The 12,395-nt window shown below is 37.1% G+C and carries 10 protein-coding genes; 4 read left to right on the top strand and 6 right to left on the bottom strand.

Features of this window, described 5'->3' with window-relative positions:
• Positions 1-64 precede the first annotated feature (64 nt).
• The 4 genes from F2A31_RS05285 to mutS form a co-directional block, all read right to left on the bottom strand.
• Positions 65-772: a M15 family metallopeptidase domain-containing protein gene (locus F2A31_RS05285; RefSeq protein ID WP_150025499.1), complete on the bottom strand. Its 708-nt coding sequence runs from the start codon at positions 770-772 to the stop codon at positions 65-67.
• Positions 773-899: 127 nt separating this feature from the next.
• Positions 900-1,229, bottom strand: a complete 330-nt coding sequence (fdxA, locus tag F2A31_RS05290; protein ID WP_004639922.1) for a ferredoxin FdxA — start codon at positions 1,227-1,229, stop codon at positions 900-902.
• 247 nt (positions 1,230-1,476) lie between these two features.
• Complete coding sequence (locus F2A31_RS05295) at positions 1,477-2,016, bottom strand: GNAT family N-acetyltransferase (RefSeq protein ID WP_150025500.1); 540 nt, start codon at positions 2,014-2,016, stop codon at positions 1,477-1,479.
• Positions 2,017-2,126: 110 nt separating this feature from the next.
• Positions 2,127-4,766 carry a DNA mismatch repair protein MutS gene (mutS, locus tag F2A31_RS05300; RefSeq protein WP_150025501.1) on the bottom strand — a complete coding sequence of 880 codons (2,640 nt, stop codon included), beginning with the start codon at positions 4,764-4,766 and terminating at the stop codon, positions 2,127-2,129.
• A gap of 604 nt (positions 4,767-5,370) precedes the next feature.
• Here mutS and F2A31_RS05305 point away from each other — a divergent pair.
• Both F2A31_RS05305 and F2A31_RS05310 read left to right on the top strand, forming a co-directional pair.
• Positions 5,371-7,104, top strand: coding sequence for a tannase/feruloyl esterase family alpha/beta hydrolase (locus F2A31_RS05305; protein WP_150025502.1), 1,734 nt, complete (start codon positions 5,371-5,373; stop codon positions 7,102-7,104).
• A gap of 579 nt (positions 7,105-7,683) precedes the next feature.
• The gene (locus F2A31_RS05310; RefSeq protein WP_004639915.1) at positions 7,684-7,902 is read left to right on the top strand and encodes a hypothetical protein; all 219 of its coding nucleotides are present in this window, start codon (positions 7,684-7,686) and stop codon (positions 7,900-7,902) included.
• 93 nt (positions 7,903-7,995) lie between these two features.
• On the opposite strand, the gene F2A31_RS05315 is transcribed toward F2A31_RS05310, so the two are convergent.
• Positions 7,996-8,787, bottom strand: a complete 792-nt coding sequence (locus F2A31_RS05315; RefSeq protein WP_215899261.1) for a substrate-binding domain-containing protein — start codon at positions 8,785-8,787, stop codon at positions 7,996-7,998.
• 447 nt (positions 8,788-9,234) lie between these two features.
• The gene (locus F2A31_RS05320) at positions 9,235-10,164 is read right to left on the bottom strand and encodes a LysR family transcriptional regulator (RefSeq protein ID WP_004639911.1); all 930 of its coding nucleotides are present in this window, start codon (positions 10,162-10,164) and stop codon (positions 9,235-9,237) included.
• Between the two features lie 679 nt (positions 10,165-10,843).
• Between F2A31_RS05320 and F2A31_RS05325 the strand changes: the two genes are divergently transcribed.
• Both F2A31_RS05325 and F2A31_RS05330 read left to right on the top strand, forming a co-directional pair.
• The gene (locus tag F2A31_RS05325) at positions 10,844-11,887 is read left to right on the top strand and encodes a Bug family tripartite tricarboxylate transporter substrate binding protein (protein ID WP_005089728.1); all 1,044 of its coding nucleotides are present in this window, start codon (positions 10,844-10,846) and stop codon (positions 11,885-11,887) included.
• A gap of 58 nt (positions 11,888-11,945) precedes the next feature.
• Positions 11,946-12,389: a tripartite tricarboxylate transporter TctB family protein gene (locus tag F2A31_RS05330; protein ID WP_150025503.1), complete on the top strand. Its 444-nt coding sequence runs from the start codon at positions 11,946-11,948 to the stop codon at positions 12,387-12,389.
• Positions 12,390-12,395 lie beyond the last annotated feature (6 nt).

Raw genomic sequence — 12,395 nt, forward strand, 5'->3', positions numbered from 1 at the left:
ATTATTCATTGTAATCAGCAAGAAAAAAGAGATCAGATGATCTCTTTGAATTTTGGGTCTGATGTTAAAGATTACACATTGAGCTATTCCGACTCAGATCAGGTCCCCATGTTCGATATCCTTGTGTATCGATATGGATTTGACCTGAGCGATAGAGTCCAATACCGAGATTCAGACTTTGACCATGTTGTGCCCAAAACTGACAGAGCTTAAATTTCGTTTGTTCAATATAAGCATAATCCTGTGGTTGAGGATATTGAGGGCCTATGCGGAAATCGATTGCAGAATTAAATAAATGTCGTGAAGAACTTGCTCCACCAGCACATTCATTTAAGGGGAGGTCACGATACACGGAAGTCACCTCAAAATCCGTGAGGATTTTTGCTGAGATAAGGTATTTAAAAACACGTAATGTAGAGAGTGAGTTGCCCCATAATTCACGATTTGGAACAGCGTATTCAGAACGACCACACTTTTGCCAATCACGTGCGGTACGTAATAACTCAAAGCTTGGAATAATATGTGCGACTTGATTGCGAGCTAGATATTGTTCGTATTCGCGAACACGTGCGTAATTATCGCCTTGTCCTAGCCATTGACGATAAGAGGTGGGTTCGGTTTTATCTGGAACTGGACGTGTTAGAGTGACCTGCTCCTGAGGAATATAAATTCTTTTACCTTGATTTACTTGTGTTTTTGAACTCACACAACCGACCATCATCACAGGGACGATAAAGAATGATAAAAAGCCCTGTAATCTTTTTTGCAACATAAACGGTAATTCACAATCTATAAGCTTATTATTTTAATGCAAAATAGCCCACATATAATGGATCAATTGCAAAGAAATGTGTGATTCCAGTATTAAAAAAGACCAGATTAACTGGCCTTTTTTTAAATTATTTTTCGAGATATTGCAATTTATTTGGTTTGCCATTCCATTCTTCACGATCAGCAGGTTGTTCGCCGATTTGAGTAATGTTGTTGCCAGCCCATTTTTCAGATAACTCAGCATTCAGCTCGATAAAGACTTCTTGACCTTCAGGTAATTCATCTTCAGAGAAAATCGCATTTGCTGGACATTCTGGTTCACATAACGCACAGTCAATACATTCATCTGGATTGATAACAAGGAAGTTTGGACCTTCATAGAAACAGTCTACAGGACAAACTTCAACACAATCTTGATATTTACATTTAATACAATTTTCAGTGACAACAAAGGTCATGGCGACAGCTACCTAAAAATACGGTTTTTGTTTGGAATAGGCTATTGTAGGCAAAAATAGGGGGAACAAACAATTGCTTTTATTGATATTGTTTATTTATACATGTGAAAAATATGGTAACTAATTGATAAATTTAAATATGTTGTAGGGGTGTGTTGATTTTAAAGGCATAATATACAGAAGTATTGATGATGAATTGGTTTATCTTTTGCTTTAAAGGCCAAGAGAGGATATTTTTGATCAATGCTTATATTGAATAAATAAGGTGAATATCTTCTGGTTCTAACTCCCATAAATGATGATCAGCTTGTGTTAATAATTTGGCACCATGTCTGAGGTAAAAGTCCACAGTACGTTTGCTTGGTGTTGCTGAAATATAGAGTTGTTTTGCATCCAATCGTTTCGCTGACGCTATAGCAGAATACATCAATTGTGCTCCAACTCCTTGACCTTGGTGATCTGCATCGACATAAAAATATTGCAATAATTTTGCGTCTGGATAGTCTACGATCGTTTGGTTGGAAACAACTTGTACGCCAACTAACTGGTGATCTGAGTTAAATGCTCCGATACATAATCCACCTTGTTGGCCGATTTGTTTTAATAATGGTGGATCATTTTCTAGATGATAAGCATCCCAATTTTCAACATCATAAAAACAATCAATTAAACCTAAATCTTGCCCCTGTTGAACGTACATTTGAGTGATCAATTCACGGCGGCTAATCTGCTGCCAAATTAAATCGATTTCTGAAGTGTGAAGTTCTCTAAGTACAATATTAAGCATTTGTTCCTTCGATTGATGTCTTCGTCTATTTTATAGATCATATAAGGGAATTACCTTATTTGAAAAAGCTCTCAGACAAGCATTGCGGTCTTGTTCTGAGAGCTTGCTGTTTAGGATTTGAGGGCAGCTTTTAACGAATAAAGTTGTTCAAGTGCCTGACGAGGTGTGAGATCGTCAACATCGATTTGATGTAATAGTGCTAATGCAGGCGAGGCTACTTCAACCTCAACAATTTTTTCAACCACTTGAGTTTCTATCTCATGTTCGATTGAGCTAAACAAATCATTTTGAACTGTATTTTGCAAATGTTGGTGTTGCTGTTTTTCCAAGATTTTTAATCGCTTTTGTGCCTCTTTAATGACATTTGCTGGAATGCCCGCCAGTTTTGCGACCTGTAAGCCATGACTTTGACTCGCTGGTCCTTGCTGGACTTTGTGAAGGAGAATGAGATTGCCATTTAACTCTTGTGCAGTGACGTGGTAGTTATCAATACCTGTTTCACTACTTAGTTCGGTCAGTTCAAAATAGTGGGTGGCAAATAGACATAAACATTTCACGCGTTTAGTTAGATCGAGTACACAGGCCCAAGCTAAAGATAGTCCATCATAGGTACTGGTTCCGCGTCCAACTTCATCCATGAGTACCAAAGATTGGCTGGTCGCATGATGTAAAATTTGTGATGTTTCAGTCATTTCAACCATGAAGGTCGATTTACCTGTCGATAAATCATCGGCTGAGCCAATACGGGTAAAAATTCGATCAATTGAACCTAATTTTGCTGATTTAGCAGGAACGTAGCTTCCACAATATGCCAAAAGACTAATTAACGCCGTTTGACGCATGAAGGTTGATTTACCTCCCATATTTGGCCCTGTGATAATCGCCATGCGATGTTGAGGATCAAGAAAGGTATCATTTGGTGTAAATGGTGCTTTGTTAAGAGCCTCGACAACAGGATGGCGTCCTGCGTGAATCTTAATGCAAGTTTCAGGTGTAAATTCTGGTCTTGCCCAATTATTTAATCTTGCTTGGTGGGCGAAATTAGCCAATACATCAATATAAGCAATCGCTGCACTCATCATTTGTAATTGGGCAATATTTTGGCGCAGTTCATCCAATAACGATTCGAATAAAAGCTTTTCACGGGCGAGGGCACGTGATTCACTCGATAAAACTTTATCTTCAAAGCTTTTTAGTTCTGGTGTGATATAGCGTTCAGCATTTTTTAATGTTTGACGACGAATATAGTCAGCAGGTGCTTGTTCTGCTTGAGCTCGGCTGAGTTCGATATAGTAGCCACTCACACGATTGTAGCCGATTTTTAGCGTATTAATACCTGTGCGTTCACGCTCTTTAATTTCTAAATCAATGAGGAATTGTCCTGCGTGATCACGGATTTTACGTAATTCATCCAGTTCATCATCATAACCTTCTGCAATTACATTGCCATCACGTAGTAATACAGGTGGGCTTTCTACAATCGCAGCCATCAAGTGTTCATGTAGGTTTTTGAAGTCTCCAAGTTCTTGATCAAGCTGAAGAAGTAACTTAGATTGCTGTATTTTTAAAACAGGTGCTAAAGCATGGCGTAAAAATGGAATCTGTGCGCAAGCTTGACGAAGCTGTACTAAATCTCTAGGGCGTGCACTACCTAACGCAACACGACTGAGCACACGTTCAATATCTCCAATCTCTTTCAATACTAAACGGACTGGGGATTCATGATAGCCTTTGAGCAATTGTTCGGTTGCATCCAGTCGTGCGTCGAGAATTGCAGTATCACGAATAGGTTGCATGAGTGTACGACTGAGTAAACGTCCACCCATAGCTGTTTGGCAGTCATTAATCAATTGGAATAATGAGGTTCCATGTTCAAATAACGGTTCGATAATTTCTAAATTGCGGCGTGTAATTGGGTCGAGTGCAATAAAATCGGTACTTTGCTCAATTTGAATCGAACGAATATGAGGTAATGCTGTTTTTTGAGTTTCTTTTGCATAGTGAATCAATGCAGCAGCGGCAGCTTTGGCAAGAGGCAATGAGTCTAAACCAAATCCTGACAAGGTTGAAACTGCGAACTGATCACACAAAGTTTTTTGGGCATTATTGAGATTGAAATCAACATTGGGGCGTTTGGTGACAGAGCAATCGAGGTTCTTCTTAATATGTTCAATAATGTTTTGATCAATTAAATCCTCATCAATCAAGATTTCGCTTGGCATTAAACGAGCCAACTCAATTGCGAGTTGTTCAGGTTTATAGTCTTGTTGTTGTACTTTAAAGATACTGGCACTGAGATCAAGTAAAGCGATCCCGATTTGATTTTGTTGGATGCAAAGCGCGACAAGATTTGAAGATTGGTAGCTTCCGAGCAAGGCGTCGTCAGTGAGTGTACCAGGTGTTAGAACACGTACGACTTTGCGTTCAACAGGACCTTTACCTGTAACCTCACCAACCTGTTCACAAATCGCAACAGTACGACCAGCTTTAACTAAACGTGCTAGATAACCTTCTGCTGAGTGATAAGGCACACCAGCCATTGGAATAGGTTGACCATTGGCTTTCCCACGATGGGTTAGCGTGATACCTAAAAGTTTGGCGGCTAGATGGGCATCTTCGAAAAATAATTCATAAAAGTCACCCATACGATAAAACAATAACGCATGTGAATATTCCATCTTGACCTTGAGGTATTGCTGCATCATCGGTGTGTGAGATGAAAGATCAGCTATAACTGTGTCACTATTCATGCGTATTAAATCCTTAAAAGTAAAGCGTAAATTATGGCGGTGAAATTCTTGGTCTCTAATCAACCTGAATAACTTTTATGTATCTATGATAGAAAACAACAAAAAAGTATACGTTTTAGTGTACCTCTTTTATGTCAAAAAATTCTTCAAAAGAGTATGAGAAATGAGGTCATTTTCTCATGTTTGACATCTTAACAAATTGGATTGGATTCACAAAAAAGATTCCTTGTTTAGCTGAGGAAATAAACAGCAAAAGGAAAATTGCTTTGTCAGCTTGTGCAATAGATAAGATGAGCAAACAAATACGATCTATGCTGTTTAAATAAAGATAGGGACAACCATTTATTGTTTATCAATGCCATTTACACTTTATGTTATGGATCCATTGTTGTGGGGGTTAATCTTGTATTGATGGTTTTCTGTTTTTTAAGTAATTTAATTTTATTGTATATTTTTTTTAATTTTATTTTTTATAAAAAAATGTTTATTTTTTGGATCCAGTTAATCAGTATGAAGAGGGTGGGATGCTCTAAAAGCGGGTCAAATATTTGAACCCGTTTTCTACAATAAAACTATTCCTTCTGGAAAAGGGACATATTAAATAATGAAGAAACTCATATTACCATTGATGCTAGGGACGCTTATTGCAGGATGCAATTCTTCTGATTCCGATCAGCAATATACTGAATTAAGCCAAGCTCAATCTCGTTGTTCAGCCTTGCAAAACTTTGAAGTCAGTGCCAATAAAATTGGATTAGCTTCAGGGAAGGCTATTGTACAGCTGGCTGAATTCAAATTGGCCAAAGATGATAGTTTGAGTGAAGATGGGTTAAGTGTTCAAAAAGCTACACCAAATTATTGTCAGGTTTTACTTACGATAAGTCCTATTGACCCCGAAGCACCATTGATTAATGTACAGGTAAACTTACCTATCAATTGGAATCAAAAAATGTTGCAGTATGGCGGTAGTGGGTATAATGGAACACTTGTTACAGGTCTAGATCCAAGTCGTGGTGCTGGACCTGAAGTTCCTTTACCACTGATGCAGGGTTATGTTACCTATGGCACAGATTCTGGCCATCAAATTCAAGATGGGGTAGATATTCAAGCATTTGCGCTAAATGAAGAAGCGTTGATGAATCATGCTTATGCCGCTTATAAAAAGACCCACGATGTGGCCCGAGCTATAGTAAAGCAATATTATCAAAAAGATGCCGAAAAAAGTTATTATATGGGTGGCTCTGAGGGCGGTCGTGAGGCAATGCTAGCTGCACAGCGTTTTCCTGATGATTATGATGGTATCGTTGCAATTGATCCTGTGATGAATTGGACAGGATTACAAACTTTTGGAAACTGGCTTACAGGTATTTTACAAAGTCAGCCTGATGCTTGGTTGGGGGGGAAGACTCAATTAATTCATGAGACTATTGTCAAAGTTTGTGATGGTTTAGATGGTATTGATGATTATGTGGTAAGTAATTATCAAGCTTGTATCACTAAGGCTCAACCAGCATTAGATGCCTTATTGTGTTCTGATAATACTTCAGATCATACTAAGTGTTTAAGTGCTGCACAGCTTAAAGTGTTACAAGCTGCATATAAAGGGTATCAATTTGATTTTACATTGGCTGATGGCCAAAATCATTATGATGGTTTTTTATATGGTGGAGAAGGGCTTAACGCCAATTGGGAGTTGTGGATTACAGGTAATCAGGCGCCGAGCTTCCCTTATAAAGCAGGCATGTCTAGTGTATACAACTTTGGTAGTGGTTATGTACGCTACTTCATTGCGCAAGACGCTAATTATAATACGTTAAACTATAACCCATCTGATTTTAAAGACAGAGTCTTAAAAGTTTCACAAGCAATTGATGCTTATAATCCTGACCTTACGCAATTTTATGAGCGTGGCGGAAAAATTATTTTACGTGAAAATTTAAGTGATAAAGCGCAAAGTCCACAAACCGGGTTGAAGTATTGGGATCTGGTGGTCGATAAAATGGGCAAAGAGGTTGTAGAGCAGTTTTTTGTTGCTTACGTGGCACCTGGCTTACCACATACTTCAAATGGTATCAGAGCAGCAAGTAATAATGCACCAGAAAGTGGTATTGCTGGTCAAGTCGATTTATTAGCAGCCCTGGATGAGTGGGTTGTACACAATAAAAAACCTGCAGATGCATTAGTGTTAAAAAACCAGTTGGTTACTCCGCCTTATACTACTATTGTTTCAAAACCAATGTGCCGCTATCCAAATTATCCACATTTTAATGGTGATATTAGACTAGTAGATCAAGCTCAAGGCTATATTTGTAAACCAAGCCCAAATGCACATGAATGATATGATTTATGCTGTTTGATGGCATATCTACAAAATCTCGATCAAGTATGATTTTGATCGAGATTTTTAAACCATTGATATTCTCTAGAATAAATATTGGGTATTTGTATTATTGTGAAGTATGTTTAGCTTGTGAAAAGGATAGTGATCAAATAGAGAGGAATTAGGTACTTTAGGTCTACTTGATTCAAATTCTAGGATAACAGCAAGCATAGATTCAATCATGTTGAATAAATGAAAACGAACTGTATAAATTTGAGTGTTATTTAAACATTTGGATGTGATTTTAAGCTAAATCTTCATAAAGTGTACGATATAGTTTTTTATTTAAAGTATTGATTTATCTCGTTATAAAACATTCTTACACTTTTGGTTACAAGGCTTTTATCGACAAACTTATTGTATATTTGTCATATTTTGCTAGCAAAAACTTAGTACATCATTTTTATGTTGATGTAATTTTACAATGCATAATTGCTTTTACGGTAACTTTTTTACTTTGCCATACCTTTTGTGGTAATTACACCATTTTTATTTAGTGCAGTTATGTTTTTCTAATTTAGAAAAGGAAGAGTTTCAATGAATAATATACAAATTAAAGTGAAGGACCAATTTGAAACCGAAAATATTGCAGTTGCGTTTATTAAAAAAGTGAATGAACAAGACATTCCTTTATTCAAGCGTATAGAGCATATCGAAATTGAAGGGGAAATCTTAAGACCAAATATGGAATTACTCTTCGAAAATCCTAAAGATGGACGTATTTATCAATTTGTTGATATTGTTGATATAAATTAAAGTCTAACTACTTGTAAAATCCCATCTATATGAGGATGGGATTTTATGTGCCTTATGGGGCTATTTCCTGATCTAGTCTGAGATCATAAGACTTCACTTGATCTGCTCTAAACCTTGATCATCGATAATGTGTTTCACTTGTGGTGATTTCACAAATTGAATTAACTCCTTAGCCAATACTTCATTTTTAGAGTTTTTCCCGATACCTGCAGAAAATATGGTCACTTTTTGATAGGGGGCAGGAATAGGTCCTACTAATTCAACCTGTCCATATTTACCTGTAAATGGTTTGATTTCACTGATTTGTTGGAAACCAATGTCAAATTGTCCTTCCGCAATGCGTTTAGCAACTCGATCACCGATAACCTTTTCGGCTTTAGCACGAATTACCTTATATTCTACGGGCTGAAAACTTGGGAAAACATCCTTTTCAAGGTGTGTACCACTCGCACTTGCAGAATATCCAATTTGTCGTGCATCTAATAATGCTTTTTTAAAATTTTCAGCTGAACTGATATCTGGTTTTTTGGCGCCTTTAGGTATCGCCATGCCAATGCTAGAGTTGACTAAATCTACATGCGTACTTGAGTTGAGATAACCTTTGTCTATTAGTTTGTTGAGTTCAGGTGAGGCTAGAATGACAACATCGAATTGTTCACCACGCTCCAGCCGATTTGGGATAGATGTACTTGAGGCTCCCATAGATGAACCTGAGGATAGCTCAATGCTATGACCTGTTTTTTCCTCAAAAAGAGGGATGAGTTTTTCCATAGAAGAATAAAACCCACCAGAACTAATTACTTTGAGTGTATCTGCATAGACTTCAATCGGACTGAAGCTAAAACTTACTAAGCAAACAATTGTTAAGAATGGAGATTTTTTCATGTTAGATCGCTTAAATTGAGTACAGTATGGAAAATGACTAGAGCACCATATTGTTGATGGATAAAGAATTTCTTGTTTTAGATGCTATTTTCTGCGCGACTTTATGACATAGCGCTGTTGTTATGGAATAGCACAAGAAAAATAGGTGTGAGATCTGACACAGGTTGGAAATTAGCTTGGGTGTTTATATATTGGCATTTAGAAACCTCCTTGTTCTATATTCTTATGTTTTATCTGATCTGATTCTTAGTTAATTAGTTTCAACTTAGCTGAGATCAAAGATAATTTTTTGAGTAAAAGAGAGATGTTTTATGCTTAGGATGAACATGCCATCAATATTTCAATAATTAGAAATAGCTCTTTGACTCAATAAAGAATGTAAACCCAAATAAAAGCGAGGAGTGATAGGCTAAATCTAATGAGGTATTTAAAAAAACTAATGATGTTCTAGAAAATTAATTCAGAACATGGCCAGCTTTTGTTCTGTACAAGCGCTTTAACACAGGCTTTGATTGCTGATTTAGCGGCTAACGCAGCAGGTGATAATTGTTCTTCGGCGATGCTCACTAAATAATTGATACGTTCAATTTCTGGATCTACGATTTTAAGTAGCTGTAATTTATGTTTATATTCTTGTAGACAAGCACTCCCGGGACGAATACTTACAAGGTCTAGGTGAATCAGACTATCCATGAGTAAATGTAACCCATCAATCTCATAAGCAACGTTTACTACACCAATCTTATGTTCTAAGAATTTTCTCAAACTATGTCTTTGGCGAGGTAGAACTAAGGGAATATCACCAATGTATTGAGACTGAATCACACCGCTCTTGAGGCAGTCATGAAGATGATGTTTTTCTAAAATTTCTCTACGCCCCATTAAATACATTTGCTCTCGAACTAACGGTTGTATAGACCATTGCCTGTCTACTTCATTGGTAAAAATAATAGCGAGATCAAGTTGACGTGAGTTAATTGCTTGTATCAGATTGCCAGATAGGGTTTCTATCATTTCAAGACGAATGTCAGGATAGCGTTCTGACATCAATTTCATTAATGGTATGCCCAATAATGCTGTAATTGTGGGGGGTAAACCAATACTGACATGACCTGAGAGCCTTGCTGAGTGTGCTGCATCAATTGCAAAGTTGATCTGTCTTAGAATTAATTGTGAATGTTTTAAAAATGCGAGCCCTGCTGGTGTTGGCGATACTCCAAAAGCATTTCGCTGTAATAAACGGATACTTAATTCTTGCTCAAGCTTACTAATTTGCTGACTAATCGCCGAAGCACCAATATCAAGTTTCTGGGCTGCTTTTCCAATACTTCCTGCTTCAACCACCGTTAAAAAGTATTTTATTTGTTTAATTTCCATGAAAAGTTCTCTAAGCATCCATGTTAAATATTTCTAAAAATATTACTAAACATATCAAGTAATATTATTTTAATAGTGTCTACAAAATTAATGCTTATTCAAGCAAAAAATATATTGATCTTGGGTGGGGAGAGAACGTAATTCTGAGTTTTAAAGATTTAGCCTATATTTTTTTTAAATACCTTAGCAAGTGTTTTTAAGCTTATTTTAATCAAAACAATGGTTTAAATTGTTTTTTTACGTATATGCAATTTGGCGCTAAAACACTCTGAAATTCAATGCTATTTAAAATAATTAAATACCCCTTTAATTCTTCGCTATCACAGCAGCTCGCTGTTTCAACTTAAAGTAAGGAAAATTTGAGAGGAGAGAGATCGATGGACGATGTTCTCATTGTTGGCAACAGGAATGCCGCGTTGTATCAGAAATGTTTGCTTGCTTTTGAATGTTCATCATCACATGAATTGGGTTTGAATTCCCAACAGAAAATAACAATAAGTTAGTTTTGAAATGCATACGAATTTTATCGTGTTTGCTGTCTTAGATTGTGTCTAAGACCATGTAATAACTTAGGTTTTTATTGGAATGAGGCTCTATCTCACGACGCTTACATTGAAACTCGCTGTTTAGAAAAGTTTTCAAATCACCAAGGCTAAACAACGATCAAGGAGGTTCTGCAATGGTAGTAGGGAAAACTTTAATGGATCACTTAAACAATAAGGATGTTTTTATAATGAAAAAACTTTCATTTGCTCTAGTTACATGTTCGATTCTGGTTTTCACTGGATGTAATACTAATGGTGCAAAAGAGGCAGGACAACCTAAACGTCCTGAATGTATTGCCCCAGCAAAGCCTGGTGGTGGTTTGGATATGACTTGTAAATTAATCCAAGCAGGTTTGAAAGAAACTGAGGTTTTAAATGATCCAATCCGCGTAACGTATATGCCAGGTGGAGTAGGTGCGGTTGCCTACAATAAAATTGTGAGCAATGATTCTGCAAATAATGAAGCTGTAATTGCATTTTCCACTGGATCATTACTCAATCTAGCCCAAGGTAAATTTGGAAATTTCACAGAAAAAGATGTGAGATGGCTTTCAGGTGTTGCGGTTGATTATGGTTTAGTTGCTGTACATAAAGATTCGCCTTATCAAACCTTGGGTGATCTTATAAAAGATTTACAAAAAGACCCTAAGGGAATCAGTTTTGGTGGAGCTGGTAGTGTTGGTGGTCAGGATTGGATGCAATCAGCGATGCTTGCAAAAAAAGCAGGAATAAATCCTTCGGCAATGAGTTTTGTTGCTTTAGAGGGAGGGGGCGAAGTTCTGACAGCGCTTTTAGGGCAGCATGTCAAAGTAGCGGTAGGGAATATTAGTGAAGTCAGCTCAAATTTGGAAGCTGGCAGAATACGAGTACTTGCTGTATTTGCAAATGAGCGCTTACAAGGGAAGTTTTCAAACTTACCAACTGCGAAAGAGCAGGGTTATGATATTGAATGGCCTGTGATTCGTGGCTTTTACATGGGACCTAAAGTTAGTGATGATGCTTATCAATGGTGGAAAACATCATTCGATAAAATGATGGAAAACAAAAAATTTGAAACCGTTCGTAATAATCAGGATTTGTTGCCATTTGCACTGACTGGCGATCAGATCACAGCTTATGTCTACAAGCAAACTGATCAAATGCGTCAATTATCTGCCGAATATAAATTATCTAAATAATCAATGAATGAGTGCCAAATCGATGATTTGGTACTTTTCGTCGTGTTAAGGAATAACAATGAAATCAGAACGTATCCTAACGGGGATTATTGCCCTTTGTGGTTTGGGGTTGGTGATTTATGCAAGTAACTTTGATGCGCCAATCTCCTATGACTCTGTGGGACCAAAAGCCTTTCCTCTTTTGATTATGGGACTGATCACGGTGAGTGCTGTCTATTTGACTGTTAGACCCACGATCATGTTTGAACCTGTTGAGTTAGGCTGGACTAAGCATTTGCTTTTTAGAATTACATTATGTGCATTTGCGTTGACTTTATATGCAGCTTTATTTGAGTTACTAGGGTTCATTATTGCAACAACATTGATGGCAACAGCTATAGGCAAATTATTCAAAGGAAAAACAAGACCAACCATTATCACCGCCTGTATTTTGGGTGTAACAACCTACTACTTATTTGATCGTGTTTTAGATGTGCCATTACCAATGGGATTGCTGGGTTAAGGATGA

Origin of the sequence: Acinetobacter suaedae, from assembly GCF_008630915.1 — a bacterium.
GTDB lineage: Bacteria > Pseudomonadota > Gammaproteobacteria > Pseudomonadales > Moraxellaceae > Acinetobacter > Acinetobacter suaedae.

What these genes read in the sequence shown, in the direction of transcription:
- F2A31_RS05315 (WP_215899261.1), bottom strand. Translation starts at nt 8,787, where the DNA reads ATGAAAAAATCTCCATTCTTAACAATTGTTTGCTTAGTAAGTTTTAGC.
- F2A31_RS05330 (WP_150025503.1), top strand. Translation starts at nt 11,946, where the DNA reads ATGAAATCAGAACGTATCCTAACGGGGATTATTGCCCTTTGTGGTTTG.
- F2A31_RS05320 (WP_004639911.1), bottom strand. Translation starts at nt 10,164, where the DNA reads ATGGAAATTAAACAAATAAAATACTTTTTAACGGTGGTTGAAGCAGGA.
- F2A31_RS05325 (WP_005089728.1), top strand. Translation starts at nt 10,844, where the DNA reads ATGGTAGTAGGGAAAACTTTAATGGATCACTTAAACAATAAGGATGTT.
- F2A31_RS05310 (WP_004639915.1), top strand. Translation starts at nt 7,684, where the DNA reads ATGAATAATATACAAATTAAAGTGAAGGACCAATTTGAAACCGAAAAT.
- fdxA (WP_004639922.1), bottom strand. Translation starts at nt 1,229, where the DNA reads ATGACCTTTGTTGTCACTGAAAATTGTATTAAATGTAAATATCAAGAT.
- F2A31_RS05285 (WP_150025499.1), bottom strand. Translation starts at nt 772, where the DNA reads ATGTTGCAAAAAAGATTACAGGGCTTTTTATCATTCTTTATCGTCCCT.
- mutS (WP_150025501.1), bottom strand. Translation starts at nt 4,766, where the DNA reads ATGAATAGTGACACAGTTATAGCTGATCTTTCATCTCACACACCGATG.
- F2A31_RS05305 (WP_150025502.1), top strand. Translation starts at nt 5,371, where the DNA reads ATGAAGAAACTCATATTACCATTGATGCTAGGGACGCTTATTGCAGGA.
- F2A31_RS05295 (WP_150025500.1), bottom strand. Translation starts at nt 2,016, where the DNA reads ATGCTTAATATTGTACTTAGAGAACTTCACACTTCAGAAATCGATTTA.